This is a genomic window from Janthinobacterium sp. YR213 (assembly GCF_900099875.1).
Classification (GTDB): domain Bacteria; phylum Pseudomonadota; class Gammaproteobacteria; order Burkholderiales; family Burkholderiaceae_D; genus Janthinobacterium; species Janthinobacterium lividum.
Genome location: NZ_FNDA01000006.1, coordinates 287,696 through 313,207 on the forward strand (window position 1 = coordinate 287,696; position 25,512 = coordinate 313,207).

At 62.5% G+C, this 25,512-nt stretch carries 25 protein-coding genes; 12 read left to right on the forward strand and 13 right to left on the reverse strand.

Annotated features, from left to right (window positions below; all coding sequences use genetic code 11):
* Positions 1-39 precede the first annotated feature (39 nt).
* The 6 genes from BLT98_RS25070 (at position 40) to BLT98_RS29615 (ending at position 7,523) form a co-directional block, all read left to right on the forward strand.
* Positions 40-3,678, forward strand: coding sequence for an EAL domain-containing protein (locus tag BLT98_RS25070; RefSeq protein WP_092612576.1), 3,639 nt, complete (start codon positions 40-42; stop codon positions 3,676-3,678).
* Positions 3,679-3,813: 135 nt separating this feature from the next.
* Positions 3,814-4,431 (forward strand): phasin family protein, encoded by a 618-nt coding sequence (locus tag BLT98_RS25075; RefSeq protein ID WP_092612579.1) that lies wholly within the window; start codon positions 3,814-3,816, stop codon positions 4,429-4,431.
* A 138-nt stretch (positions 4,432-4,569) separates the two neighbouring features.
* Complete coding sequence (locus tag BLT98_RS25080; RefSeq protein ID WP_034786204.1) at positions 4,570-5,241, forward strand: TetR/AcrR family transcriptional regulator; 672 nt, start codon at positions 4,570-4,572, stop codon at positions 5,239-5,241.
* Between the two features lie 41 nt (positions 5,242-5,282).
* Positions 5,283-6,056 carry a tetratricopeptide repeat protein gene (locus BLT98_RS25085; RefSeq protein WP_034786202.1) on the forward strand — a complete coding sequence of 258 codons (774 nt, stop codon included), beginning with the start codon at positions 5,283-5,285 and terminating at the stop codon, positions 6,054-6,056.
* Between the two features lie 11 nt (positions 6,057-6,067).
* The gene (locus BLT98_RS25090; protein WP_034786386.1) at positions 6,068-6,613 is read left to right on the forward strand and encodes an LOG family protein; all 546 of its coding nucleotides are present in this window, start codon (positions 6,068-6,070) and stop codon (positions 6,611-6,613) included.
* Between the two features lie 313 nt (positions 6,614-6,926).
* Positions 6,927-7,523, forward strand: coding sequence for a PEP-CTERM sorting domain-containing protein (locus tag BLT98_RS29615; protein ID WP_244517701.1), 597 nt, complete (start codon positions 6,927-6,929; stop codon positions 7,521-7,523).
* A 96-nt stretch (positions 7,524-7,619) separates the two neighbouring features.
* Here the strand turns inward: BLT98_RS29615 and BLT98_RS25100 are convergent, their stop codons facing one another.
* The 3 genes from BLT98_RS25100 to BLT98_RS25110 form a co-directional block, all read right to left on the reverse strand.
* On the reverse strand, positions 7,620-8,132 hold the full coding sequence (locus BLT98_RS25100) for a YgjP-like metallopeptidase domain-containing protein (protein ID WP_034758768.1): 513 nt from the start codon (positions 8,130-8,132) through the stop codon (positions 7,620-7,622).
* 155 nt (positions 8,133-8,287) lie between these two features.
* Positions 8,288-8,671, reverse strand: a complete 384-nt coding sequence (locus BLT98_RS25105) for a KGG domain-containing protein (protein ID WP_070254975.1) — start codon at positions 8,669-8,671, stop codon at positions 8,288-8,290.
* Positions 8,672-8,731: 60 nt separating this feature from the next.
* Complete coding sequence (locus BLT98_RS25110; protein ID WP_092612585.1) at positions 8,732-9,229, reverse strand: phasin family protein; 498 nt, start codon at positions 9,227-9,229, stop codon at positions 8,732-8,734.
* Positions 9,230-9,574: 345 nt separating this feature from the next.
* Here BLT98_RS25110 and purU point away from each other — a divergent pair, with 345 nt between their 5' ends.
* Together purU and BLT98_RS25120 are read left to right on the forward strand one after the other, a co-directional pair.
* Positions 9,575-10,456, forward strand: coding sequence for a formyltetrahydrofolate deformylase (purU, locus tag BLT98_RS25115; protein ID WP_034786194.1), 882 nt, complete (start codon positions 9,575-9,577; stop codon positions 10,454-10,456).
* A gap of 50 nt (positions 10,457-10,506) precedes the next feature.
* Positions 10,507-11,049: a YaeQ family protein gene (locus tag BLT98_RS25120; RefSeq protein ID WP_034786185.1), complete on the forward strand. Its 543-nt coding sequence runs from the start codon at positions 10,507-10,509 to the stop codon at positions 11,047-11,049.
* A gap of 60 nt (positions 11,050-11,109) precedes the next feature.
* Here BLT98_RS25120 and BLT98_RS25125 read toward each other — a convergent pair whose 3' ends face one another.
* Positions 11,110-11,895 carry a head GIN domain-containing protein gene (locus tag BLT98_RS25125; protein ID WP_034786183.1) on the reverse strand — a complete coding sequence of 262 codons (786 nt, stop codon included), beginning with the start codon at positions 11,893-11,895 and terminating at the stop codon, positions 11,110-11,112.
* Positions 11,896-12,083: 188 nt separating this feature from the next.
* Here BLT98_RS25125 and BLT98_RS25130 point away from each other — a divergent pair, with 188 nt between their 5' ends.
* Positions 12,084-12,719 carry a class I SAM-dependent rRNA methyltransferase gene (locus tag BLT98_RS25130; protein WP_070224987.1) on the forward strand — a complete coding sequence of 212 codons (636 nt, stop codon included), beginning with the start codon at positions 12,084-12,086 and terminating at the stop codon, positions 12,717-12,719.
* A 52-nt stretch (positions 12,720-12,771) separates the two neighbouring features.
* On the opposite strand, the gene BLT98_RS25135 is transcribed toward BLT98_RS25130, so the two are convergent.
* The 4 genes from BLT98_RS25135 to BLT98_RS25150 all read right to left on the reverse strand — a co-directional run bounded on the left by BLT98_RS25135 (position 12,772) and on the right by BLT98_RS25150 (position 15,548).
* Positions 12,772-13,197: a helix-turn-helix domain-containing protein gene (locus tag BLT98_RS25135; RefSeq protein WP_092612588.1), complete on the reverse strand. Its 426-nt coding sequence runs from the start codon at positions 13,195-13,197 to the stop codon at positions 12,772-12,774.
* Positions 13,185-13,466, reverse strand: coding sequence for a type II toxin-antitoxin system HigB family toxin (locus tag BLT98_RS25140; protein ID WP_092612591.1), 282 nt, complete (start codon positions 13,464-13,466; stop codon positions 13,185-13,187). Before BLT98_RS25140 ends, BLT98_RS25135 begins: the two co-directional genes overlap by 13 nt.
* Before the next feature lie 76 nt (positions 13,467-13,542).
* Positions 13,543-14,817, reverse strand: coding sequence for a cytochrome c (locus BLT98_RS25145; protein ID WP_092612594.1), 1,275 nt, complete (start codon positions 14,815-14,817; stop codon positions 13,543-13,545).
* Complete coding sequence (locus tag BLT98_RS25150; protein ID WP_244517691.1) at positions 14,814-15,548, reverse strand: c-type cytochrome; 735 nt, start codon at positions 15,546-15,548, stop codon at positions 14,814-14,816. Before BLT98_RS25150 ends, BLT98_RS25145 begins: the two co-directional genes overlap by 4 nt.
* Before the next feature lie 163 nt (positions 15,549-15,711).
* On the opposite strand from BLT98_RS25150, the gene BLT98_RS25155 reads away from it, so the two are divergent.
* Positions 15,712-17,124 (forward strand): aminotransferase-like domain-containing protein, encoded by a 1,413-nt coding sequence (locus BLT98_RS25155; protein ID WP_092612600.1) that lies wholly within the window; start codon positions 15,712-15,714, stop codon positions 17,122-17,124.
* A gap of 99 nt (positions 17,125-17,223) precedes the next feature.
* The gene (locus BLT98_RS25160; RefSeq protein WP_034786172.1) at positions 17,224-17,571 is read left to right on the forward strand and encodes a DUF4870 domain-containing protein; all 348 of its coding nucleotides are present in this window, start codon (positions 17,224-17,226) and stop codon (positions 17,569-17,571) included.
* A gap of 21 nt (positions 17,572-17,592) precedes the next feature.
* Here BLT98_RS25160 and BLT98_RS25165 read toward each other — a convergent pair whose 3' ends face one another.
* The 3 genes from BLT98_RS25165 to BLT98_RS25175 are packed head-to-tail and all read right to left on the reverse strand — an operon-like array spanning position 17,593 to position 19,208.
* Complete coding sequence (locus BLT98_RS25165; RefSeq protein WP_070278698.1) at positions 17,593-18,021, reverse strand: SMI1/KNR4 family protein; 429 nt, start codon at positions 18,019-18,021, stop codon at positions 17,593-17,595.
* Positions 18,022-18,041: 20 nt separating this feature from the next.
* Complete coding sequence (locus tag BLT98_RS25170; RefSeq protein WP_070254960.1) at positions 18,042-18,689, reverse strand: 3'-5' exonuclease; 648 nt, start codon at positions 18,687-18,689, stop codon at positions 18,042-18,044.
* Positions 18,690-18,698: 9 nt separating this feature from the next.
* Positions 18,699-19,208, reverse strand: a complete 510-nt coding sequence (locus BLT98_RS25175) for a ProQ/FINO family protein (RefSeq protein WP_034786166.1) — start codon at positions 19,206-19,208, stop codon at positions 18,699-18,701.
* A gap of 569 nt (positions 19,209-19,777) precedes the next feature.
* Between BLT98_RS25175 and rpoD the strand changes: the two genes are divergently transcribed.
* Entirely contained in the window at positions 19,778-22,336 is a 2,559-nt protein-coding gene (gene rpoD / locus BLT98_RS25180) for an RNA polymerase sigma factor RpoD (RefSeq protein ID WP_092612604.1), read from the forward strand.
* A 64-nt stretch (positions 22,337-22,400) separates the two neighbouring features.
* Here rpoD and BLT98_RS25185 read toward each other — a convergent pair whose 3' ends face one another.
* Both BLT98_RS25185 and BLT98_RS25190 read right to left on the reverse strand, forming a co-directional pair.
* A complete protein-coding gene (locus tag BLT98_RS25185; RefSeq protein ID WP_092612607.1) occupies positions 22,401-23,543 on the reverse strand; it encodes a hypothetical protein in 1,143 nt (380 codons plus the stop codon).
* 55 nt (positions 23,544-23,598) lie between these two features.
* The gene (locus BLT98_RS25190; protein ID WP_170846493.1) at positions 23,599-25,395 is read right to left on the reverse strand and encodes a PAS domain-containing sensor histidine kinase; all 1,797 of its coding nucleotides are present in this window, start codon (positions 25,393-25,395) and stop codon (positions 23,599-23,601) included.
* Between the last annotated feature and the right edge of the window lie 117 nt (positions 25,396-25,512).

Sequence of the window (25,512 nt, forward strand, 5' to 3'; positions counted from 1 at the left end):
CAGAAAATGAGTCCATGCAGTTTTTATTGGGGGCGCTAATTGTCCGCACGTATCCTGATTATTGAAGATAACGCCACCAATATGGAATTGATGGTGTATTTGCTGCGTGCCTTCGGGTACACGCCGCTGGCCGCCTATGACGGCGAAGAGGGCGTGCGCATGGCGCGCAGCGAATTGCCGGACTTGATCATTTGCGACGTGCATTTGCCCAAGCTCGATGGCTATGGCGTGGTGGCCGAGCTGAAGAAAGATCCGCAGCTGCGCAATATCCCGGCCCTGGCCGTGACGGCGCTGGCCATGGTGGGCGACCGCGAACGTCTGCTCGAAGCGGGTTTCAATGGCTACATCGGCAAGCCGATCGAGCCCGACTTGTTCGTCGCGGAGCTGGAATCTTTTTTACCCGGGGCGCCGTCGACGCCAGTTAAAAACGACATAGCCACCATCCTGATCGTCGATGATCATGTGCTGAACCGCGAATTCCTGACCGCTTTGCTCGGTTACGGCGGCCACCGCCTGCTGGAAGCGGCGAATGGCGCCGACGCGCTGGAAATCCTGCGCACCGAGCGGCCGGACCTGATCATTTCCGACATCCTCATGCCGAACATGGACGGCTACGAATTCGTCACGCGCGTGCATGCCGATCCCGTGCTGACCGACGTGCCCATCATTTTCTATACGGCCACCTACCGCGAACAGGAAGCGATCTTGCTGGCGCAGGCGTGCGGCGTGCGCTGGGTGCTGCCCAAACCGTCCGACCCCGAAGTCATCGTGCGCACGGTGAACGAGGCGCTGGGACTGATGCCGGCGGCGGCCCAGGTGCCGGCTGCGCCGGAGGTCAGCGGTGCCGCGGCGCCTCCCGCCACGGGCAAGCTGGCCGGCATCGAGCACCAGGTCAGCGGCTACCTCGACGAACTCGAATCGAGCAGCCTGCAGATTTCGCAGCTGGCCAGCCAGCGCGAGGGCCAGGCCGTCATCCCCGAAGACCTGGGCGTCATGACGGAGCGCCTGTCGCGCTCGCTGTCGAGCCTGCAGGCCGTCAGCCTGCGCCTCACGGCCCTGATCGAACTGGGCATCGAGCTGGGCGCCGAACGCGATCCGCGCGCCCTGATCGAGGCGGGCTGCAAGGTGGCGCAGAATATCTGCGTCTCCAAGTACGCCTGCATCGGCATGCTGGAAGAGGGCGCGGAAAAGCTCAGCTATTTTTCCTCGTGCGGCGCCGAGAAAAACCTCGAGCGCATCGCCAGCACACCGCGCACGGGCATCCTGAACCGCTTGCTGGAACAGCGCCAGCCCTACCGGGTCAACGGCTTGAAGGGCGATCCTGGCGCGCTGGGCCTGCCCGACACGCACCCGCCCGTGCATTCCTTTCTGGGCGTGGCCATCGCCTCGCGCGAGCGCAGCCACGGCTGGCTGTACCTGGTCGACAAGCTGGGCGCGAATGAATTTTCCGAAGTCGACGAGCGCGTCGCCGCCACGGTGGCGGCGCAGATCGCCGTCGCCTACGATAACCTGCTGCTGTACGACGAAATCAAGCGCCACCATGAGCAGCTGACCCTGGACATGGCGGCGCGCATCCGCCTCGATGAAGACTTGCGCCGCTTCCGCCTGGCGATGGATGCCACGGCCGACGCGATTTTCCTCGTCGACCGTGCCGGCATGTGCTTCGTCGACGTCAACCAGACGGCTTGCCGCATGCTCGGTTTCGAGCGTGAGGATTTCCTGCGCGTGGGGCCGGGCCGCGCGCACGAGGGCGAATCCCAGCTGGAAGAGCTGTACAACAAGCTGCTGGCCGGCGACCAGGGCGGCCCGATGACGGAATTGCAGCTGCAGCGCAAGGACGGTTCGCCGCTGTCGGTGGAAGTGCAGCGGCGTACCCTGCGCTCGGGGCAGAGCTGGATCCTGGTGGCCGTGGCGCGCGACATCACCGAGCGCAAGGATGCCGAGCACCGCCTGATGAAGCTGGCGCATTTCGATACCTTGACGGGCTTGCCGAACCGCAGCCAGTTCTACGCCTCGCTGACCCATTCGCTGACCCAGGCGTCCGAGCACCAGTGGGCCGTGGCCGTGCTGTTCATGGATATCGACCGCTTCAAGAATATCAACGACACCCTGGGCCACACCATCGGCGACGATCTGCTGCGCCAGTTTTCCAGCCGGCTCGTCGATTGCCTGCGCGTGCGCGATACCATCGGCCGCTTTGGCGGCGATGAATTTGCCACCATCCTGGTACTGCCCGATGGCGCCCAGCATGCCGTGGGCGTGGTCGACAAGATCCGCGAGGCGATGCGCAAGCCCTTCGACTTGCAGGGCCACGAGGTGACGGTGACGGTCAGCATCGGCATATCCGTGTACCCCGACGATGGCATCGATGCGGACACGCTGATTCAATATGCCGACACGGCCATGTACCGCGCCAAGGAAGCGGGCCGCGACGCCTTCCGCTTCTTCACGGCGGAAATGAATGCGCAGTCGATGGCGCGGCTGGACATGGAAAACGCCCTGCGGCGCGCCATCGACAACGAGGAATTCGTGCTGTTCTTCCAGCCCAAGGTGAATATCATCTCGGGACGCATCAGCGGCGCCGAGGCGCTGATACGCTGGCGCCGCCCCGGCCACGGCATGGTCTCGCCAGCCCTGTTCATCCCCCTGCTGGAAGAAACGGGGCTGATCGTGCGCGTCGGTAACTGGGTGCTCGACGAAGCGTGCAGGAAGATCAGCGAATGGGGCGCCAGCAGCATCGGGCCCGTGCACCTGTCGGTCAACGTGTCGGGCATCCAGTTTTTCGTCGGCGGCCTGGAAGAGGAGGTGCTCAAGGCGATCCGCAAATACGATATCGCGCCCGAGCTGCTGGAGCTGGAGCTGACGGAAAGCTCGCTCATGTCGAATGCCGAGGAAACCATCGCCGTGCTGCGCAACCTGAAGGCGCTGGGCATCCAGATTTCCATCGACGATTTCGGCACCGGCTATTCCAGCCTGGCCTACCTGAAGCGCTTCCCCATCGACAAGCTGAAGATCGATATCGCCTTCGTGCGCGAAGTGACCAGCAATCCGGACGACGCGGCCATCGTGCTGGCCATTATCAGCATGGCGCACAGCATGAAGCTGGAAGTGATCGCCGAAGGCGTGGAAAACGATGCGCAGCTGGCCTATTTGCGGCGCCACGGCTGCGACGAGATGCAGGGTTATTACTTCAGCCGTCCCGTGCCGCACGAGGAATTCGAACAGATGCTGATGGGCGGCAAGCTGTTGCAGGCGCCGCAGGATGCCGGTGGCGAAGAGCAGCAAACCTTGCTGATCGTCGACGACGATGTCTTCATGCTCGACGTGCTCAGCGACTTCCTGGCGCAGGACGGCTACCGCATCCTCACGGCGCAGACGGCCGCCGAAGGCTTCGACATCCTGGCGCGCCACAAGGTGCAGGTGATCCTGTGCGACCAGTGCATGCCGCTCATGAGCGGCACCGAATTCATGGAGCGGGTCAAGCACCTGTGTCCCGACACCTTCCGCATCATGCTGTCGGCCTTTGCCGACCTGACGCCCATCATGGCGGCCATCAACCGCGGCGCCGTCGACCGCTTCTATACCAAGCCGTGGAAAGGCGCCGTGCTGCGCGAGAATATCCGCGAAGGCTTCCGCCTGCACAAGCTGCTGCATGGCCAGGTGAAGGCGGCGGCCTAGGTTCTGGCCGCCGCGTGCGCTGGCGCACCTTGAGCAGCCGTTTTCTATCGAATTAGACCCCCGTCTCTAGTTTTGCTCACTAGAATAAAATGCATCCATGAAGTGGCATGGCCTTTCACATGACGGGAGCTGGCGATGGTGAAGAAATTGAAGGAACCGACGGAAGACAAGGAATTGGCAAGCGCCGTGCGCTCGTCCGCGCAGCAGATCTGGCAAGCGGGCCTCGGTGCCTTTGCCAAGGCGCAGGAAGAGGGCGGGCGCGTGTTTTCCAAGCTGGTAAAGGAAGGCACGGAATTCCAGAAGCGCGCCGAAGACAAGGTGGCCGGTGTCAGCGACAGTGTCAGCAAGCTGGCCGATGGCGTGGGCAAGCAGGCCAGCGGCTCCTGGGACAAGCTGGAACAGGTGTTTGAAGAGCGCGTCGCGCGCGCCCTGGCCACCATCGGCGTGCCCACGCAACAGGACCTCGCCGCGCTGCACGCGCAGATCGATGCCTTGAGCCGGCAAGTGGCGGCGCTGTCGGCCAAGGCCGCGCCGGCGCCCAGGCCGAAGGCTGCGGCCAAGCCCGCCGTGAAGGCGGCGCCGAAAGCCGCACCGAAAACCGCGCCAAAAACCGCACCGAAAGCGGCCGTCGCCAAGGCCCCGGCCAAGCCGGCAGCCAGGGCTACGCCGCGCGCCGCAGCCAAACCGGTGAGCAAGCCGCTGAGCAAACCGGCGGCGAGACCGGCGGCGAAGAAAAAAGCGCCGGCCGCCTGAGCTGACGCCGCATTCCTCCAGCCTGCTCGCGCAGGCTTTTTTTTGCCTGGGTTTTTCGCCGGCGGCCAGGGGCGGAGTGTTTCATTATGGCTATTTTAGGTGGTATGCTTGAGGCAGAACACAGAGAGATTGCCCGCCATGCTACAAAAAGCACCACGCCGTACCCGCGAACGCATCCTGGAGTTGTCGCTGCGCCTGTTCAATGAGTTTGGTGAGCCGAATATCACGACGACCGTGATTGCGGAAGAGATGAACATTTCGCCCGGCAACCTGTATTACCACTTCCGTAACAAGGACGACATCGTCAATTCGATCTTCGTCCAGTTCGAGGCGGAAATCGAACGCATCCTGACCGTGCCCGACGGTCGCCGCTCGAATATCGAGGATGTCTGGCTGTATTTGCACCTGATGTTCGAACTGATCTGGCGCTACCGCTTTTTCTATCGCGACCTCAATGATTTGCTGTCGCGCAACCGCAAACTGGAATTGCACTTCAAGCTGATCCTGGCGCACAAGATCAAGGTGGCCACGCAGCTGTGCGAAGACTTGCGCAGCGAACAGTCGCTGGAAGCGTCGGACATGGAAATTGCTGCGATGGCGACGAATATGGTGGTTGTCGCCACCTACTGGCTGTCGTACGAGTATGTGCGCAATCCGCGCAAGTACAGCGAGCAGCAATCGATGTCCGATGCGCTGGCGCGCGGCTGCTACCAGGTGCTGTCCCTGATCGGCCCGTATCTGCGCAATGAAACGCATTTGCTGTTTCGCAAACTGTCGGAAGAGTATGTGACGAAACTCAAGAACGACTGACGCGGCTGCTGGCGCCACGTCGCTATTTACAGGAGAGATATATGGCTTGGAAACAATTCCCCTATCCGGACGAGGCATATGTCTACACGCCGCAAACCCTGGAAGCGGCCTGGGCGCGCCTGCATGCGGGTGACGTGGAACCCTTTCCCACGCACTCTGCGCTGGTGCAAGCCTGGCTGGCCTTCCATGCGGGCGACTTCGAGCGCGCCGTGAAGCTGGGCCTGGCCGTCGGCGTGCCCGGCTATGCGGTGGCGCACAAGGCGACCTGCATCTATGCCACGCACCTGGAAGTGGACGACAGCCGGAAACTCGACATGTACGAAGAAGTCGCGGAGCGCTGCGAGCGCCAGCAGAGCGAGCAGCCGGACAATCCGGCCGGCTACTACTGGCATGCCTACAGCCTGGGCCGTTATGCGCTGGGCACGTCCGTCGTCAAGGCCCTGGCGCAGGGCATGGGCGCGCGCGTGCGCAACAGCCTGGACCGCACGATGACGGTGGCGCCCATGCATGCGGAAGCGCATATCGCGTTTGGGATTTATCATACGGAAATTATCGACAAGGTCGGCGCCATGATAGGCAGCCTGACCTACGGCGCCAACAAGGAAGACGGTTATCAGCACTTCAAGACGGCACTGGCCCTGACGCCGTATTCGGCGCTGGCGCACAGCGAATATGCGCGCGCCTTGAATATGCTCGACGGAAAGAAAAAGCTGGCGGAAGCGCTGGCACTGTATGAAAAGGCGGCCGAGTGCGAGGCACTGGACGCCAAGGAACGCCTCGAGGTCGAGGCGGCGATCGATGAATTGAAAGGGTAGGGATTACTGTGATCAAGGCTTTATGTGTGTACTGTGGCGCCAATGCGGGCGTCTCGCCGGACTATGCCGTGGCGGCGCGCGAACTGGCGCGCGTGCTGGTGGCGGAAAATATCTCGCTCGTATATGGCGGTGGCAAGGTGGGCCTGATGGGCGTGATCGCCGATGAAGTGCTGCGCCTGGGCGGCGAAGTGACGGGCGTGATTCCCACCCAGCTGGTCGAGCGCGAAGTGGGCCACACGGGCTTGACGCGCCAGTTCATCGTGAAGGACATGCATGAGCGCAAGGCGATGATGGCCAGCCTGTCTGACGCCTTCATTGCCATGCCCGGCGGCTATGGCACCCTGGAAGAGCTGTTCGAGATGCTCACGTGGGCCCAGCTGGGCTTGCACGCCAAACCCATCGGCTTGCTCAATGTCGACCGTTTCTATGATGGCTTGATCGCTTTCGTGCAAAACGGCAAGGAACAGGGCTTTATCCGCCCGCAGCACGCGGCGTTCCTGAATGCCGACGCCGATCCTGCCGCGCTGGTACAGCGCCTGAAGGAGTGCGCGCCGTAATCTTTCCTCATAGAAATTGACAGGGAGCCATGCACTGCGCAGTGCATGGCTTTTTTTATTTCCACACGGGAAAATTGATCGCGCTCAATGATTCAATTGATAAATATATGTCCATAATATTTCTCTCTATGCATGTTATTTTGAAAATGAAGATGCTTTTTAATTATGGTTGTGGTCTACTTGTCCTGTTCAAAAGTTAGGACTATCGGACACCCGTGAGCGCGACAAGACTCCTAAAAAACGGTGCCGAGCCATTTCAAGTTGCCACAGCCACGCTACTTCATCATCTCGAAAGGATGCTATTTTGAAACCTATGACCCTCTTGCGCGCGACCGCTGTCGCCGCCATTCTTGCAGCCGCTGGCGGTGCTCAGGCGCAGACGACGACGATCGGCTTCGATTCGCTCGAACATCCCGGCTACTTTGGTTCCGTATTCAATTCCTACTCCGAAGGCGGCTATAACTTTGACAGCAGCTTCCTGGGCCTGTTGAGCTCGGCACATCAGGATAGCTTCGCCTATGCCGGCTCGGCCGGCCTGGGTGCGACAGCCCTGTCGACAACGACCTTGTCGCGCGCCGATGGCGCCGCTTTCTCGCTGAGCTCGATCAGCCTGGCCGACTTCGTGAGCTTGCCTGGTTCCTTCGATGTGACCTTTGTCGGCCACCAAATGGGCGGCGGCACGGTGACCCAGACCTTCAGCCTTGGCGGCGGCCACACCTTTGCCGATTACACGTTTACGGGTTTCAGCAATCTGCTGTCGGCATCGTGGAAGGAAGGCGCCTTGCACACCTTCCAGGTTGACAATATCTCCGCCACTGTCAGCGCCGTGCCGGAACCGGCCACCTACGGCATGCTGCTGGGCGGACTGGGCCTGCTGGGCTTCATGCTTCGCCGCAAGAACGCCGCCTGAGCCTGAACATGGTGCCGGCCATGCCGGCGCATACGTAAACAATGCCGCCCAGTGGATGCCGGGCGGCATTGTTACGTGGACTTCATGACCCTGACTTCATGACCACAGGCGCTGGCCTGACAGGTCAAGCTGGGTCAGGTACAGGCGCACGTCGAATTCATACTGGTGGTATTGCGGTTCCATATACGTGCACAGCTTGTAGAACGCCTTGTCATGCTGCTTTTCTTTCACATGCGCCAGTTCGTGCACGGCGATCATGCGCAGGAATTCCAGCGGCACTTCCTTGAACATGGTGGCCACGCGGATTTCATGCTTGGCCTTGAGCTTGCCGCCCTGCACGCGCGAGATCGAGGTATGCAAACCCAGCGCATGCTGGATCACATGGATCTTGCTGTCGAACGCCACCTTGTTGATGGGTTCGGCATTGCGCAGGAATTCATTTTTCAAGTCCTGCACATACTGGTATAACGCCTTGTCGTTGCGCACATCGTGCGCGTTCGGATAGCGTTTCAACAGGACGTCGCCCAGCTTGTCTTGCGCGATCAGTTGCTGCACTTGCGCTTGCGTTTGTTCGGAATAGGCGCTCAGGTATTTCAGGGATGGCTGCATGCGGGGAAGGGCGGGGCGGGGCGCGGAGATGTCGGTAAGGCGAGAATGTACCATACCGCCGCGCCCCGCGTTGCGCCAGCCCTTGCGCGGGGCCGCCGGGACCGTCCCGTGCCTTCGTCAAGCCGCGCTGTCCGGGTAATCCCGGTCAGCCCGGATCAGCCCTTGTCGTCTTCTTCCTTGCCACCCTGCCGGCCAGTGTTGCCGCTGCGCGCCGCCGTGCCGCCGCGGTTTTCATTGGCGCGCTGGGCCGATTGCCGGCTTTCGCCGCCCTTGCGGCCTATTTCCGCCATGTGTTCGCGGTTGCGGCTGACGGCTTCGCCGCCTTTCTGCCCGGCCCGGCGTGCTTCTTCCGAGTCGAATTCATGCGCCGTGCCCTTTTGATGGGCTGCCTGGCCGCCCTTGCTGGCGATTTCGCGTTGCTGCTCCTCGTTCATGGCGGCAAAGCCGCGTTTGCTCGTGCCTTTGGCGCTGCCCGATTCGCTGGCTTTCTGGCTGCTGCCAGCGCCTTTGCCCTGTTCATTACCTTGATTGTTAGCCATGTCGCTCTCCTTGCTATCGAGTGGGGTCCAGTGTTCAACTCACGTGTTTAACTCAAGTCTTCAATGCGGCTGATCGGATTGCCTGTGGCCGGCGCCATCGCGGTGGCCCGTGGCGTGCATTTTTTCGATCATTTCACGCTGGCGCTGCGTGGCTTTTTCCGTTTCCTCGGCCGTCTTGCGCACCACTTCGTCAGCGAAGGCCACGGCCGTGCGGCTCGCTTCGGGCAGGTGGTTCTCTGCCGTGCGGTTCATCTCGACATTGGCGTTGGCGACGAGGTTGCCGAGTTGCTGCTGGTACTGGCGCAGCTTGTTGCTGCCCGGCTGCAGCTGGGCAGCAGCCAGCGACATGAACTCGCCCGTGTCGCGCGCACACAGCAGTTGCTGGCTGGCGTTGCTCCATTCCTGCAGCAAGTCTTGCGCCAGCCGCAGATGCAGCTCGCTCAGTTGCTGCGCCGTATCGAACATCTTGCGCGATAGTTCCGTGGCGAAATTGCACTGGGCCTCCAGGTGGGACTTCAGGGCGGGGCTGAAACTGGGGGACATACTGGTTGTGAACATGTTCTACCTCAATGAAAAGCGGATCCAGGAAACACCCGGTGTACCGGATGCGGCGTATGGTGCAACAAGCAAAGGGATAGACGCCGGATGGTGTGCCAGGTTCCACGCCAGATGGCGGTTTGGCGCGAGAATGGGGCCTGGCAGGGGGAAAAACGCGATGGTTTTGCGCCAGATCAAATGAACGTGAATCAGCTTGCCGCCGCCGGCAGCCATGCTGCTTGTGTGGAAAATGCAGGTTTACAGGCCCGGCCGTGCGACAATAGCCGGCTCGCGGCAGCGCAGCCGATGGCCGGCGCGCGTGGCTGAGCCGAGCATAGCCCACCTTTTTTGCCTTATTCCGCGACCATGACGCATCCCGAATACATCCTGACCCTGTCCTGCCTGGACCAGCGCGGCATCGTGCACCGCGTGTCCGGCTTCCTGGCCGAACGCGGCTGCAACATCCTCGATTCCGCCCAGTTCGGCGACCAGGAATCCCAGCTGTTCTTCATGCGCGTGCATTTCGCGCTGGAAGACGGCGCCGTCAGCGACGCCCAGTTGCGCAGCGACTTCGCCGACCTGTCGCAAGCCATGCAATTGAACGGCCCCTTCCACGGCCAGTTGCACGATGCGCGCGTCAAGCCGCGCGTGATGCTGATGGTGTCGAAGATTGGCCATTGCCTGAACGATTTGCTGTTCCGCTACAAGAGCGGCTTGCTGAACGTGGAAATTCCCGCCATCGTGTCGAACCACATGGAGTTCTACCAGCTGGCGGCCAGCTACAATATTCCCTTCCATCACCTGCCGCTGGCGGCCGGCGCGCCGGAAGCGGCCAAGCTGGCGCAGGAAGCGAAGATCATCGACTTGATGGACACGCACAAGATCGACCTGGTGGTGCTGGCCCGCTACATGCAGATACTGTCGCCGGGCCTGTGCCAGGCGCTCGATGGCCGCGCCATCAATATCCACCATTCCTTCCTGCCCAGCTTCAAGGGCGCCAAGCCGTATGCGCAGGCGCATCACCGCGGCGTCAAGCTGATCGGCGCGACGGCCCACTTCGTCACGGGCGACCTGGATGAAGGCCCGATCATCGAGCAGGACGTCGAGCGCGTCGACCATGCGATGGATGCCGAGACCCTGACGGCCATCGGCCGCGACGTCGAGTGCGTGGTGCTGGCGCGCGCCGTGAAATGGTTCGTCGAGCACCGCATCCTGAAAAATGGCGACAAGACCGTGGTTTTCCGCTGATACCTTCGCCCGTACAATATTGACATCCACTTTACCGAGACAGAAACACGATGGCCCTCAAAGCAACAATTTTCAAAGCCGATCTGCAGATCGCCGACATGGACCGCAATTACTACCAGGATCACGCGCTGACCCTGGCGCGCCACCCGTCCGAGACGGACGAGCGCATGATGGTGCGCCTGCTGGCGTTCGCCATCCACGCCGACGAGGCGCTGACCTTCACTAAGGGCCTGTTCGATACGGAAGAGCCCGACCTGTGGCAGAAAGACTTGACGGGCGCCATCCAGCTGTGGATCGAAGTGGGCCAGCCAGATGAAAAGCGCATCCTGAAGGCCTGCGGCCGTTCGGAACAGGTGATCGTCTACAGCTATGGCGCAACCAGCCACATCTGGTGGAAGCAGATCGCGAATAAACTGGAACGGGCGAAGAACTTGACCGTGATCAACTTGCCATCCGAGGCGGCGCAAGACATGAGCAAGCTGGCGCAGCGCAGCATGCAGCTGCAATGCACGATCCAGGATGGCCAGATCTGGCTGACGGACAGCGTCAACACGGTCCTGATCGACCGCGAACCGGTGAAGCCGGCCCGCTGATTTTTACCGTTTGCAACGCAAAAAGCCCGGATCGCTCCGGGCTTTTGTCATTGCGGGCGCTCAGTTCGGCGCACTGCCCAGCCGCTTGATGCTGCTCGAACGCTGCATGCTGCGGCTGATGCGCGGATCGCCGTAGTAGCTGACTTCGCCCGAGCCGCCGATGCTGATGGTCAAGTCATCCTTGGCCCACACCTGCGCCTCGCCCGAGCCGCCGATGCTCACCTGCACCTCGCGTGCGGCCAGCTTGCCCGCCTGGATATTGCCCGAGCCGCCGATGGAGGCCGTCAGCTGCTCCGTCTTGCCGCTGGCCTTGAAGTTGCCGCTGCCGCCGATGGCCACGGAGACCTGGCGGCTGTCGAGGTCGCGCGCGTGGATGGAGCCGGAGCCGCCCACGTCGAAGCGCAGATTCTCGGCGCGCAAGCCCGTGGCCGTGATGTTGCCCGAGCCGCCCACGCTGATGCGTTCCACCTGGCGCGCCTGGATGACGATGGTCAGGCTGCTCTGGCGGAAGTTGGCGTTGCGTTTGGCGGGCCGGATGCGCAAGGTGCCGTTCTCCACCGCTGTCTCGATCAGCGGCAGGATATTGTCGTCGGCCTCGACGGTGACGCTGTCCGTGTTGCCGATACGCAATTCGACCGTGCCCGGCACGTTCAGCGCCACGGCATGGAAACTGCCCACTTCGCGCGTCTGCTTTTGCAGCTTGCCGCTGCCCTGGATGCTGTTGCCGGAAATCCAGTCGAGCGGCGACGCCAGCGCCGGCGCGGCCGGGATGGCCAGCGCGCAGGCGGCCAGCAGCAGGGTGGTCACGGCGCGGGCATGGCGGGCTTGGAAAATTGCGTGTGTCATTCTTGCTCCCTGTTTGGAATTGGACTGTGTGCATGGTATGCCAGCCGGCCAGGCTTGCGTACCGCGCTGCGACAGACTGCACCAGCAGCGGCATGGAATGCAGGAGGATGCGACAGGATGGCATGAGGTATCATGCCGGTATTGGACATACGACGACCGGCTCGCGCCGCTCACACTACTGGAATTACATGCTGATCATCACCATCAAACAGGGCAAGGAAAAGAGCTTGCTGGGCCAATCGTGGATCTACGCGTCCGCGATTGAAAAAGTCGAGGGCAAGCCGCAGGAAAAAATGAAGCCTGGCTCGACGGCCATCGTGCAAAGCTCGTCGAAGCAGTTCATCGCCCGTGCCGCCTACAATTCGAAGTCGCAGATCCGCGCGCGCATCTGGAGTTTCAAGGAAGACGAACCGGTCGACCACGCGCTGATCAAGCGCCGCGTCAAGGCCGCCATCGAGAAAAAACTGCCAGCCATCAAGAAGGCGGGCGAAAACCAGCTGTTGACCCTGATCAAGGGCGAAGACGAGGGCTTGCCCGGCCTGGTGGTGCAGCTGTTCGGCGGCGTGCAAGGCTACCTGATCTGCGAATTCAACGCCGGCGGCGTCGATGCATGGAAAGTGGCCATCGTGCAATCGCTGATGGCGTCCACCGGTTGCGTGAACGTGTACGAGCGCTGCGACGACCTGATGCGCAAGGGCGAAGGCTTGCCCCTGATCGACGGCGCCCTGGCCGGCGAAGAGCCGCCCGATGAAGTCATGTTGACGGACAACGGCGTGCGCTATGCGCTGGATTTGAAGACGGGTCACAAGAGCAAGTTCCGCTGAGAACTGCTGCTTGACGTGAAAAAACCGGCGCTGGCCGGTTTTTTTTATTGGCTTACGCCATGAACACACTGGCGGGAACATTGAACCGTTGTGTCAGGGCCTTGATCTGCCGCACATTCAATGCTCGCTTGCTGCTGAGTATTTCAGAGACGACGCCCTGGGTGCCAATTTCCGGCAGGTCGGATTGCGTCAGCGCATGCTGTTCCATCAACAGGCGCAGTGTCGCGGCAGGCGAGACGGCGGCAGGCGGAAAATGCTCCTGATCGTAGTCGCCGATCAGCCGGCCGATACTGTCAACCAGACCGGCCAGCGGATGCTGTTCATCGGCCGCCCCGGCGTCCAGCAGATGATGCAATACGCTGACAGCCTGTTCATAAGCGGCCGCATCAGGAATTGCCTGCAGAGGAACGAGCTTGGACAGGGCTTGATAGTGGACAGTGATTTCCGTAATCATTTCACGATGCATCAAGGTTTCCATGCGTCGTACTCCTTATGCGTCAATACTTCCCGGATGAATAGCAGCTGGCGATTGAAGTGAATCGCGGCGATGATCCGGTACTTGTTGCCGCCGATATTAAAAACATAGTAATCACCGACGCGATCGGTGGCGTTAAATGTCGACTTCAGCACGGCGAAATTGGCAAACGGCCGCGATTCGATGACCTTGCGCCACGCTTGCATGGGTTCGCCCGCCAGCGGGTGTTTTCTGGCGAAATCCATCAAAGCCTTGTTGGCGACGATGCGCATATGTCAAAGCGATGCCGTGACGAAGTGATATCGTGATGTACAGATTATCTCAATTTGAGATAATCGTCAAACGGCGCTACTCCAGCGGCACGCTGCGGTACTTGTTCACTTCCAGCGCAGAAACCGCCGGCGCATCATTGCCCCACGACGCACGCAGGTACGTGACCACGGCGGCCACTTCCGCATCATCCATGACGGGGCCGAACGGCGGCATGCCGTAGGGGCGCGGGTTGCCGCGGGTTCCGGGCGCGAAGCCGCCGTTGAGCACGAGGCGGATGGCATTGACGGCCGACTCCGTCGTCAGCGCGCGGTTGCCGGCCAGCGGCGGGTAGCCGGGCGGCACGCCCTTGCCGTCGGCCTGGTGGCAGCTCGCGCATTGCGCCTCATACAGTTTCGCGCCCAGGGCCAGTTGCTGCCGGGCTTGCTCCGACGTGTCGCGCGGCGCCCGTTGAGCGGGCTGCGCGGGGCCGGGCAGGCTTTTCAGGTAGACGGCCATGGCCTGCACGTCGGCCGTGCTCATGTGCTGCAAGCTTTGCCGTACCACCTCGGCCATGGGGCCGAAGACGGTGGCGCGCGGCGACACGCCCGTTTGCAGCAATGCCACGATATGCGCCGTGTCCCAGTCGCCGAGGCCCGCTTCCGCGTCCGACGTCAGCGACGGCGCGTACCAGCCCAGCACGGGGATCAGGCCTCCCGACAGGCCGTCGTCGCTGCCGCCCAGCGTCGTGCGGCTGCTATGGCAGGCGCTGCAGTGGCCCAGGCCCTGTACCAGGTAGGCGCCGCGGTTCCATTCCATGCTTTGCGTCGTGAGCGGCTGGTACACGCCCGGCTTGAAGTACAGGGCGCGCCAGGCGGCCAGCGCGATCTGCTGGTTGTAGGGGAAGCGCAGCGCGTGTGGCGCGTTTGCCTGCGTGTGCGGCTTCACGCTCTGGAAATACGCATACAAGGCATCGCTGTCCTCGCGCTTTACCTTGGTGTAGCTGGTGTAGGGAAAGGCCGGATACAGCAGCCGGCCATCCTTCGACTTGCCGTTGTGGATGGCGCGCCAGAAATCGTCGGCCGTCCAGCTGCCGATGCCCGTTTCCTTGTCGGCCGTGATGTTGGGCGAGAGCACCTTGCCGAACGGCGTCTGCAAGGCGCGTCCACCCGCATACGGCACGCCGCCGCGCGTCGTGTGGCAAGCCATGCAGTCGCCCGCCTTGGCCAGGTAGGCGCCGCGCGCGACCAGCTGTTCCTGGTTCAGGGTGCTGGCGGCGGCCGGCGGTCCCACGTCGTCCGCCGGCCATAGCAGAAATTTGGCGCCGGCTGCGCCGATGGCGACGATGGCGGCTGCGATCATCCATTTTTTCATGGCGCCACCTGCGCGGCGGAGCCCGGCACGCCGCCGCAATGCAGCGGCAAGGGCAGGGCGATGCTGGCGGCCGGACGCGCATCGGCGCTGGCCACTTGCGTGCCCAGCCAGGCCGAGACGGCGCCCACGTCCGCGTCCGACAGGCGCTGCGCCACTTGCGCCATGCAGTCGGGCGCATGGGCGCGGCGGATGCCGTTCTTCCAGGCGCCCAGCTGGGCGTTGATATAGTCGCGCGGCAAGCCCAGCAAACCGGGGATGGCGGGCGCCACGCCAGCCAGCTGCTGGCCATGGCAGGCGATACAGGCGGGAATCTTTTTACCGGCATCGCCTTGCAGCACCAATTGTTTGCCCCGCGCCAGGGCCGTCGTGCCGGCGCTGCTGGGCTGGGCCGGCGGCGGGGCCGGGTGCTGTGCCGCAAAATACTCGGCAATTTCGCGCAGGTAATCGTCGGGCAAGTGTTCGACCATATAGTTCATCAGCGGATACTGGCGCCGTCCCTCGCGAAAGTTCAGCAACTGGTTGTACAGGTAGCCGGCCGGCTTGCCGGCGATGCGGGGAAAGAAGGCGTCGTGGCGCTCCTGTTGCGCATGACAGGCCGTGCACGCCTTGATGCGCTGTTCCAGGCTGTCGTGGCTGGCGGAAATGCTGGCGGGCGCGGCCAGCGTCATGCCGGGCAGTGCGACGGCCAGGGCCAGGGTCAGCACCGGCACGAGGGGGAAATGCAGTAGCATGGAAAGTCGCATGGGAAATGGCATGGGAAATGAGCTGTCTCGTCGGTCGGGATGGCGTGCCGGTGTTGCTGCCCGGATGTTGTTACCCTAGCATATACCGGGTGCTGTCACTGTGACAGGATCAGTTGTGCAATAAAACTACGGATCAGTTTGAGGAGCAGGGTTGAAACGATATGAGGAATTGGCGGAAGAAGTCGCCGCCATGATCAGTGCGCAGTTGTTGCTGCCTGGCGATAAGTTGCCCTCCGTGCGCCAGCAGCATGCGCGCAGGGGCGTGAGCCCGTCGACGGTGTTCCAGGCCTACTATTTGCTCGAAGCGCGCGGCATGATCGTCTCGCGGCCCCGCTCCGGCTACTACGTGGCGCCGCAGCGCGCCGCGCTGGCGCCCGAGCCGGACAGTTCCCATCCGCTCGACGCCAGCACCACCGTCGATGTCAGCGACCTCGTGTTCGAGGTGCTGGGCGCCGTGGGCGTGCGCGATATCGTGCCCTTCGGTTCGGCTTTTCCCAGCCCGCATCTGTTTCCGATGGAACGGCTGGCACGGGCCGTGTCGACCAGCATGCGCCGCCTCGATCCGTGGAGCACCGTCACGGATTTGTCGCAGGGCAATGCGGAGCTGCGCCGCCAGATCGCCCTGCGCTACCAGCTCGACGGCGTGCTGGTGTCCAGCGACGACATCGTCATCACGAATGGCGCGCTGGAAGCGCTGAACCTGTGCCTGCAAGCCGTCACGCGGCCCGGCGACACGGTGCTGATCGAGTCGCCCAGCTTCTATGCGTGCCTGCAGGCGCTGGAACGGCTGGAACTGAAGGCGGTGGAAATTGCCACCAGTCCGCGCGACGGCGTCGACCTGGCGGCGCTGGAAGAGTTGCTGCAGCGCCACCAGCCCAAGGCGTGCTGGCTGATGACGAATTTCCAGAATCCCCTGGGCAGCCTGATGCCGCCGGAAAAGAAGCGCGCGCTGGTCGAACTGCTGGCGCGCCATGGCGTGCCGCTGATCGAGGATGACGTGTATGGCGAGCTGTACTTTGGCAAGCAGCGTCCAGGCCTGACGAAAAGCCATGACAGCGCGGGTCTGGTGATGCATTGCAGCTCGTTTTCCAAGACCCTGGCGCCCGGTTTCCGGCTGGGCTGGACCGTGGCGGGCCGCTACGCGCGCCAGGTCGAGCGCTTGAAACTGACCACCAGCCTGTCGGCGCCGATACCGCTGCAGATGGCGCTGGCCGACTACCTGGCGCAGGGCGGCTACGACCGCCATTTGCGCCAGCTGCGGCTGACCCTTGCGGCGCAGCAAAGTACCATGCTGCAAGCCATTGCCGTGCATTTTCCGCCCGGCACGCGGGTCACGCGGCCGCAGGGCGGCTATTTCGTCTGGGTGGAAATGCCGGCCGGTATCGATGCGCTGGCCCTGCACCGCAGCGCGCTGGCGGCCGGCATCAGCATCGCGCCCGGTCCCATTTTTTCCGCCACGCGCGCGTTTCGCCACTGTATCCGCCTCAATTACGGCCACCCCTGGAGCCCGCAGCTGGAAGAGGCCATCGCCACCCTGGGGCGGCTGGCGCTGGCGGCGGCATAGCGTAGAACAAAAAAAGTCCCTGGCGACAGCAAGTGTTTCATTTCAAAAAGAAATATTGCTGTTATATTGGTGTATCTATAACTAATGATGGGAATGATAATGGATAACACGCAGCCGGAAGTGGGTCGTACGCAAGATACGACGATCGCCATTCTGTCCCATGTTGGCGGCCTGTTCACCAGCTGGGTGGCGCCGCTGATCATTTATTTGATCAAGAAGGACGATGCGGATAAATTCTCGGCCGAGAACGCCCGCGAAGCGCTGAATTTCCAGATCACCCTGATCATCTGGTATTTCGCCTGCTTCATCCTGTCGTTCGTGCTGATCGGCCTGTTCCTGTTCTGGATCGTGGCGCTGGCCAACCTGGTGTGTTCGATCGTCGCGGCCGTGAAGGCCAGCAACGGAGTCACCTACCGTTATCCCCTGACCTTGCGGCTCGTCAAATAAAACTGCGCCGGCCGCCGGGTTTCAGCCCGGGCGGCCGGGCAGTATCAGGAATGCGGCAAAGCCGGGCGCCACCGCGGTGGCGGCGCCTGTTTCGTGCGACCACAGCACGACCACCGGTTCACCGGTCGGCCCCGTTTGTGCATAGTCAAAACAATAGTAATCGCCCGTGCCGAACTGGGCGAAGGGCAGCAGGCTACTGGCGTCGTTGCCGCTGTCGCCCATACTCTCCAGCCATTCCTGCCAGCCTTCACGGTAGTGGCGCGTGATCGATTCCCATGTCTTGCGCGCATGGTCCGCGTCGTAGACGGGAAATACAGTCAAGGCGCCCAGCGCGCGGCCATTGTTCGCCAATAACCATTGCACATGAGACGCGGGCAGTTCGCGCCCCAGCGCCTGTTCGGCGGCGGCGATCGCGTCAAGCGTGGTGCCGATGGACTTGCTCTTGTTCATGCTGCAGAAGGCGCGCCTGCTCAGGCGGCGATGGGTGGCGGGGCCGGTGGCGTGCTGGCGCGCGGGGCTTTTTGCGGCGCGACTTTGCCGCCGTCGGCGATCCAGCGGCGGTACACGCGCAGGGCCACTTGCGCATCGTCGGCCGCGTACAGGATCTGCTTTTCCGTCAGGCGCGACGTGGCCCAGTTGGTGGTGGAGATCTTTTTCGATTTCTGCAGGTGCAGGCCGAAGAACTTGGCCACGGCCGTCTTCGCGCCCAGGTCGTTGCGCTGGCCGCCGCGCAGGGCGACGGACAGGTCGAGCACCTGGGCCGGGGCGATGCCCAGCTTGTTGCGCAGGCGCTTGACATCGTCGGACAGGCCAAAACCCACTTTCAGGGTGGTGGTCGATTCGAGGATGGCTTTCAGTTCGGCCAGGGCCGGCGCCGGCGTGCTGCCCACCTGGAACAGGTAGGCGATGTCGTCGGTGGCCAGCTGGATCAGATGGGGGCCCGTGGAGGACTCGCCCTTCACAAAGGTCGGCTTCGATTCCGTATCGAAGCCGATGGCGTCCGCTGCCAGCAGGGCGGCCATGGCCGCTTTTGCATCATCGCTGGTGCGTACCAGCTTGACGTGGTCGAGGGCAATGCCTTGATAGGGGGGCAGTGGCGGTGCGGCAGCTGTGTCCATGAAACCGGATCAGCCTTTGCGCGAGAATTTCGCGGTCAGCTGATTCAGTTTTTCCAGGCGCAAACGGCTCGCTTCTTCCGCGGCGGCCGCGTCGCGCTCGGCTTTCTTGCGCTCGGCTTCCTTCTTGAAGCGTTGCTGCAATACTTGCGTGGCGTGGTCGCGGTGGGTTTGCGTCACTTCCGCGCCGGCGGTGCCGTCGAGGTCGTAGCGTACCTTGGCTTTTTCCATCACGCGCAGGTAGCGCAGCGAACCCGTGTGGATGCCCAGCGCCGTGCGCATCAGCTTGCGGTCCAGGTCCGGCAGGCGCGCCAGGATCTGCTTGTCGATACCGATCGACAAGGGCAGGCAATCGCGGAATGGCGGGAATTGCTCCTGGAACTGCTTCAGCAGGGCGCGCGCGGTCAGGCCGGCAGGTGCCGGCGTGGTCGCTGCGGCCGGTGCCGCCGCTGGGGCTGCATCGACTGGCGTGTCAGGAGTGGTGGCTTGCTGGTCTGGCGTGGAGCTGGTCATCGACATCATTGGTTGGGCTATAAAAGGGGAGCATAGCACGCGCCACAGGCAAGTGCATTGTCTTTTTTGGCAACTTGCGCTGCGATCTGCCTGCGCGTGGCTGGCCGTGCCAAGCGCGAAATGCGGGAAATGTGTATAATGTCGGCTTGCGCTGATGACTGGACCCCGTATTTGACGGTCTGGCTCAGGTGTGCAGGGGATAGGAGCAGTGCGGTGCAGGGCCACGATTATTGATATTTTTGATATCAGATATTTTGTTTATCAATTATCCAGATAACTGGCCTTCGTGCATAATCTTGCTCTCCGCTGTGTCTTCACTGAACAACAATAGATTCAAGCCCGTTCTGGTACGGGCTTTTTTTCATTCCGCAATGTACATCGCTTATTTATCTGACCCGGCTTCGGCCCCGCGGCTCCCCATGACGGATGCGCGGGCTTTGAACGTCCCGATAGACAGGCGCCGCTGCCGTTAACACGGCAGCCGCAACAATACGCTCCATCGAGTCCGGTTTCGCAGGCTTAGGTGGAATCATTCACTTCGCGCCGACACCATCTGGTCTCGCATTAAGAGATATCTCATGAAGAATACGCCAAAAACTTTAACGTTGTCCGCCAAGGCGCCACGCCCAGCTGCGGCGCCACTTGCCGTACCCAAAACGACTTTATCTTACTTCATCGATAATGCGCAAGCGAATCCGGAAGCCACCGTCACGACGGCGCCGACCGTCGTCACCGTGGTGAAGAAAAGCCGCTCGCGCCTGGCTGCCGTGCCACCGGCCGAGTCGGCTGCGGAAGCGGCCGTCAGCGCACCGGCCGCCGAAGCTGTTGCCGACGTGGCCGAGGCCGCCGAAGCCGCACCGGCGAAAACCCCAAGCGTGAAGATCGCTCCCGGCGCCAAGGCCCCGGCCGCGCCGCGCAAGGTCAGCGAAAGCGCCGCCACGAACAAGGTGGTGACGGCAGCCCGTTCGAAAGTCGTGCGCGCCAAGCCTGAAGCGGCGCCCGTGACCATCATCACCGGCGCACAAGTGGTCAGCAAGACCACGGACGCCGATGCCCTGGCCGCCATCGATACCTCGAATTACTTCCTGCCGACCGTCAAGGTACCTGGCCGCCGTGGCCGCAAACCGAGCGAATTCACGCCGGAAAACGATGAAGTGGCAGCACTGAACGCCGTCGAACGCGCCGAACTGAAGGCCGTGTCGAAAGCGCGCGACCGCAAGGCCAAGGGCGGCCTGGCGGACGCACTGGGCGATCCGGAAGCATCGGCAGCGGACCTGGAACGCCGCCGCAAGCAGATCACGGGCTTGATCAACATGGGCAAGGAACGCGGTTTCCTGACCTATGCCGAGATCAATGACCAATTGCCGGAAAACATCATCGATCCGGAAGCGATCGAAGGCATCATCGCCACCTTCAACGACATGGGCATCGCCGTCTACGAGCGCGCCCCTGACGCGGAAAGCCTGTTGTTGACTGACAACGTCGCCACCGTCACCAGCGACGATGAAGTGGAAGCGGCTGCCGCGACCGCCCTGTCGACGGTCGACTCCGACTTCGGCCGCACCACCGACCCCGTGCGCATGTACATGCGTGAAATGGGCGCCGTGGCGCTGCTGACGCGCGAAGGCGAGATCGAGATCGCCAAGCGCATCGAAGGCGGCCTGAAGGACATGATCCAGGCGATTTCCGCCTGTCCCACCACCATCGGCGAAATCGTTGCGCTGTCGCAAAAAATCTCGCGCGACGAAATCAAGGTCGATGAAGTGGTCGACGGCTTTGTCGATTTGAACGAAAGCAATGCCCCGGCGCCCGCCGCTGCCCCCGCGCCTGCCGCCGCCAGCGGTGACGACGAGGAAGAGGAAGAAGAAGCCGAGGAAGAAGACGGCGACGCCAATGGCGGCGCGGCCGGTTTCTCCAGCGAACAGCTGGCCCAGCTGAAAAAGAATGCGTTGGAGAAATTCAACGTCATTTCGACGCAGTACGACAAGATGCGCAAGGCGCCAGAGGGCTACAACTCGAAAGCCTACATCAAGGCGCAGGAAGCCATTTCGCAGGAATTGCTGGGCATCCGCTTCACGGCCAAGGTCGTCGAAAAGCTGTGCGACACCCTGCGCGGCCAGATGGAAGAAGTGCGCCATATCGAGCGCGCCGTGCTGGAACTGTGCGTGAACAAATGCGGCATGCCGCGCGCCCACTTCATCAAGGTGTTCCCGGGCAATGAATGCGACCTGGAATGGGTCGACCGCGAAGTCGATTGCAAGTATCCGTACAGCGCCATCCTCAGCCGCAACGTGCCTGCCGTCAAGGAACTGCAAAAGAAGATGATCGACCTGCAAGCCCGCGTGGCCTTGCCGCTGGCTGACTTGCGCAAGATCAACAAGCAGATGGCTGCCGGCGAAAAGCGTGCCCGTCACGCGAAACGCGAAATGACGGTGGCCAACTTGCGCCTCGTGATCTCGATCGCCAAGAAATACATCAACCGCGGCTTGCAATTCCTCGACTTGATCCAGGAAGGCAACATCGGCTTGCTGAAGGCCGTCGACAAGTTCGAATACCGCCGCGGCTACAAGTTCTCGACCTACGCCACCTGGTGGATCCGCCAGGCCATCACGCGTTCGATCGCCGACATGGCCCGTACCATCCGCGTGCCGGTGCACATGATCGAAACGATCAACAAGATGAACCGCATCTCGCGCCAGATCATGCAGGAAACGGGCAGCGAGCCGGACCTGGCGACCCTGGCCGTCAAGATGGAAATGCCGGAAAACAAGGTGCGCGAAATCATGAAGATCGCGAAAGAGCCGATTTCCATGGAAACGCCGATGGGCGAAGATGGCGATTCGCAACTGGGCGACTTCATCGAAGACAACACGACCCTGGCGCCGCTGGACGCCGCACTGCACGCGTCGATGCGCAACGTGATCAAGGAAGTACTCGATTCCCTGACGCCGCGCGAAGCGAAAGTGCTGCGTATGCGTTACGGCGTGGAAATGTCGAACGACCACACGCTGGAAGAAGTGGGCAAGCAGTTCGACGTGACGCGCGAGCGCATCCGCCAGATCGAAGCGAAAGCCATGAGCAAGCTGCGCCAGCCTTCGCGTTCGGACAAGCTGAAAACCTTCTTGACTCAAAATTAAGTAGTCAGCAGGCAATAAAAAAGAGGCGCAAGCCTCTTTTTTTTCGTCCGTCCCCAGCGTTGGCTTACAGAAAATGCATGCGCTGGCCCGACACGCCGGCGCGGTGACGGCGCCGCAGCTGGTACAGCGCCACGCCGCTGGCGCCGAGGATGAAGGTGATGAACAGCCAGTCCAGCGGGGTGCGGCGCGGTGGCGGCGGTGGCGACGCTTGCGACGGCACGGCGAAGGCCTGGAACTTGTGCCCCGTGTAGATGGCGCCCACCACCAGCCCGCCATCCGTGATCTTGTTGGTCAGGTACAGGCCATCGTCGCGCCGGCGCACCGTCATCACGCCTTCCTTGTAGACAAAGGTCATCGGTTCGAAGCCGTTGATGCTGACGCTGCCGACCACGTGTCCGGCCGCGTTGACGGCCGTGGCGTAGCTGTCGCCCTGGCCGATCAGGGCGCCCAGGTCGAGCATGCGCCTGCCGTCCCAGGCAAAGGCGTGCCAGCGGCGCTTCTCCGTTTCCGAAGCGCCCACGACCAGGCCCGCGTCGTTGATGGCGGTGGCCGAGCTGATGCGCCCGCCGGGCAGGGTGCCGATTTCCTGCATGCCCGCGCCGGGGCGGTAGACGAAGGCGCGGCGGTAGCCGTCGCCGCGCTGGGCCGTGCCGACCACCACGCCATGGTTGTTCAGGCCGCTGGCATAGCTGCTGGCGCCGCCCAGGGTGCCCAGGTCTTGCAGGCTGTGGTCGGCTTTCGTGACAAAGGCGTGGAAATCGCCGCCGCTGGTATCGGCATAGCCGGCCACCTGGCCGCCGCGCGCGATGGCCGTGGCATAGCTGCTGGTGCCGCCCAGGGTGCCCAGGTCGCGCATGCCGCCCGCTGCGTCGTAGTGAAAGGCGTGCCAGGCGCCGCTGGCCGTCTGCGCGGAACCGACCACCACGCCATGGATATTGATGGCCTTGGTGAAACCTTCATCACCGCCCAGGGTGCCCAGCTCGCGGATGCGGCCATGCTGATACGTCACGGCGCGGCGCCGTCCTTCTTGCTCCATGATGATGCCGGCCACCAGGCCCGCCGGATTCAGGTCGGACGCGATGCTGCCGTTGCCATCCCTTTCACCAAAGCCGCGTTCGGCATAGAGAGTGGCGCTGGCGGTGGGGACGGCGGCCAGCAGGCACAGGCCGAGCAGTGGGGCGTGGAAGCGGGAGAACCGTGGCGGCATGATAGTTTCCTCAAAGAAAAAACTTACTATACTTTTTAATGTCGAGAATGCATACTTAATTTGCTACTGTTTTTGATAATTCCTGTGTTTCATCATGCCCGGCTGGCGCGCCTTTCCTCGCCTGCGGCAGGCGGATGGCCAGCACCGTGCCCCGGCCCGCCTGGCTGTCGATGCGCAGTTCGCCGCCCAGCGCGTGGACGCGTTCGCGTATGCTTTTCAGGCCGAAGGCGGCCTTCTTGCCGTGATCGTCCGGCTGCATGCCGATACCGTTGTCGCTGATGCGCAGCACGATGGCGTCCGTATCCTGCGCCAACGCCACCTTCACTTCGCTGGCCTGGGCGTGGCGCACGATGTTCGACAGCGATTCCTGCAGCACGCGGAAGATGGCCGACGTCTGGCGCTGGTCCAGGCCCAGGTCGGGCACCTCGCTGTCGAGCGATAGCTGGTAACGGATGGCGCCGCGGCTTTCCATCTGGCGTATCAGCCATTCGGCCGCCGGGCCCAGTCCCAGTTCCAGGGTGCTGGGATGCAAGTCATTGATGATGGTGCGCACCGAGCGGATGGTGGCATCGATGGTGTCGAGCACGCGCTGGGCGTGGCGGTGCAGGCGCGGGTGGGACTTGGCCGTGCGCGCATGCAGCAGCGACACGTCGATGCGCAGCACCATCAGGTTCTGGCCCAGGTCGTCATGAATGTCGAGCGCGATGCGGCGCCTTTCCTCTTCCTTGATGGTCTGCTGGTGGTCGGTCAGTTCGCGCAGCTGGGCCAGGGTGCGCTGCAGGCTCTCCTCGTTGCGCTTGCTTTCCGTGATGTCGATGCCCATGGCGATGATCATCTGTGGCCGGCCTTGCGCGTCGAAGATGGGTTTTTTATGCGTCTGCAGCAGGCGGTTTTCCTGCAGCCGCGCATTCCATACCAATTCTTCGCGGATCACCACCTGGCGGCTGGCAAACGCTTCCTGGTCCGCCGCATGGAATCCCTGGGTCTGGTCCGAGGGAAAGTGCTGCACGTCGCGTCCCTCGGCGATATCCTGGAATAGCACGCCCCATTGCTGCTCGCAGGCCTGGTTCATCAGCAGCATGCGCGAATCGGCGTCTTTCAGGAACAGCGACAGGGGCATCATGGAAATGATGTCCTGCAGCCGCTCTTCGCTGCGCGCCAGCGCCACTTCCGTTTGCGCGCGCATGGCGATTTCCGCGGAGAGCTGGAGATTGACATCGAGCAGCTGCGCCGTGCGCAGGGCCACGCGGTTTTCCAGTTCCGCATGGGCGACGCTCAACGCGTGTTCGGCCCGCTTGTGTTCCGTGATGTCGCTGGCCAGCACGAGGGCGCCCGTCAGGCTGCCTTGCGGGTCGTACAGGCAGCGGCCGCTGATCATGGCCCAGCGTTCCGAGCCATCGCTGTGCCGGTAATGCAGTTCTCCCATGCAGCTATCCGTGGCTGTCTGGCGCAGCGGACACAGGCGCAGCAAGGTAGCCTCGTCGTGGAATTCCTCCATGGTATGGTCCAGCAGCAGCTCGGCGGGGAGGCCCAGCATGTCGCACAGGCGCTGGTTGACGTGCAGGATGCGGCCGTGCGCGTCCGTTTGCCACATGCCGTCCTGCGCCGCTTCGCTCAGGTCGCGGTAGCGCATGGCGCTGGCATCGAGCTGCTGGCGCGTGCTGGCCAGGTGGGCGCGCAGCGTGCGCATCAGCCACATGGCGATGCCGGCGGCGGCCGTCAGCAGCAGCGCCAGCCAGACATGTTCCCAGAAGTCGAGTGCCTGCCAGGCTGCGCCTGCCAGCCAGCCCAGCATGATCAGGATGAGGGCGGCGCATGCCGTACTCAGCGTTTCAATCGACCATTTGCTCATCCGCGTCCCTGGCGTCATGGTTGGCCGCTGCGGTGCGCCTGGCGCCGAAGAGGGAAAAGTATCTGACGCTAGTGTAATACCAAATGTTGTTTTATTGAGAATATTTTTCCATTGAGC

Coding starts and splice junctions, on each gene's coding strand:
- BLT98_RS25075 (WP_092612579.1), top strand. CDS start 3,814: ATGGTGAAGAAATTGAAGGAACCGACGGAAGACAAGGAATTGGCAAGC.
- BLT98_RS25080 (WP_034786204.1), top strand. CDS start 4,570: ATGCTACAAAAAGCACCACGCCGTACCCGCGAACGCATCCTGGAGTTG.
- BLT98_RS25085 (WP_034786202.1), top strand. CDS start 5,283: ATGGCTTGGAAACAATTCCCCTATCCGGACGAGGCATATGTCTACACG.
- BLT98_RS29615 (WP_244517701.1), top strand. CDS start 6,927: ATGACCCTCTTGCGCGCGACCGCTGTCGCCGCCATTCTTGCAGCCGCT.
- BLT98_RS25100 (WP_034758768.1), bottom strand. CDS start 8,132: ATGCAGCCATCCCTGAAATACCTGAGCGCCTATTCCGAACAAACGCAA.
- BLT98_RS25105 (WP_070254975.1), bottom strand. CDS start 8,671: ATGGCTAACAATCAAGGTAATGAACAGGGCAAAGGCGCTGGCAGCAGC.
- BLT98_RS25110 (WP_092612585.1), bottom strand. CDS start 9,229: ATGTTCACAACCAGTATGTCCCCCAGTTTCAGCCCCGCCCTGAAGTCC.
- purU (WP_034786194.1), top strand. CDS start 9,575: ATGACGCATCCCGAATACATCCTGACCCTGTCCTGCCTGGACCAGCGC.
- BLT98_RS25120 (WP_034786185.1), top strand. CDS start 10,507: ATGGCCCTCAAAGCAACAATTTTCAAAGCCGATCTGCAGATCGCCGAC.
- BLT98_RS25125 (WP_034786183.1), bottom strand. CDS start 11,895: ATGACACACGCAATTTTCCAAGCCCGCCATGCCCGCGCCGTGACCACC.
- BLT98_RS25130 (WP_070224987.1), top strand. CDS start 12,084: ATGCTGATCATCACCATCAAACAGGGCAAGGAAAAGAGCTTGCTGGGC.
- BLT98_RS25135 (WP_092612588.1), bottom strand. CDS start 13,197: ATGGAAACCTTGATGCATCGTGAAATGATTACGGAAATCACTGTCCAC.
- BLT98_RS25140 (WP_092612591.1), bottom strand. CDS start 13,466: ATGCGCATCGTCGCCAACAAGGCTTTGATGGATTTCGCCAGAAAACAC.
- BLT98_RS25145 (WP_092612594.1), bottom strand. CDS start 14,817: ATGAAAAAATGGATGATCGCAGCCGCCATCGTCGCCATCGGCGCAGCC.
- BLT98_RS25150 (WP_244517691.1), bottom strand. CDS start 15,548: ATGCTACTGCATTTCCCCCTCGTGCCGGTGCTGACCCTGGCCCTGGCC.
- BLT98_RS25160 (WP_034786172.1), top strand. CDS start 17,224: ATGGATAACACGCAGCCGGAAGTGGGTCGTACGCAAGATACGACGATC.
- BLT98_RS25165 (WP_070278698.1), bottom strand. CDS start 18,021: ATGAACAAGAGCAAGTCCATCGGCACCACGCTTGACGCGATCGCCGCC.
- BLT98_RS25170 (WP_070254960.1), bottom strand. CDS start 18,689: ATGGACACAGCTGCCGCACCGCCACTGCCCCCCTATCAAGGCATTGCC.
- BLT98_RS25175 (WP_034786166.1), bottom strand. CDS start 19,208: ATGATGTCGATGACCAGCTCCACGCCAGACCAGCAAGCCACCACTCCT.
- rpoD (WP_092612604.1), top strand. CDS start 19,778: ATGAAGAATACGCCAAAAACTTTAACGTTGTCCGCCAAGGCGCCACGC.
- BLT98_RS25185 (WP_092612607.1), bottom strand. CDS start 23,543: ATGCCGCCACGGTTCTCCCGCTTCCACGCCCCACTGCTCGGCCTGTGC.
- BLT98_RS25190 (WP_170846493.1), bottom strand. CDS start 25,395: ATGAGCAAATGGTCGATTGAAACGCTGAGTACGGCATGCGCCGCCCTC.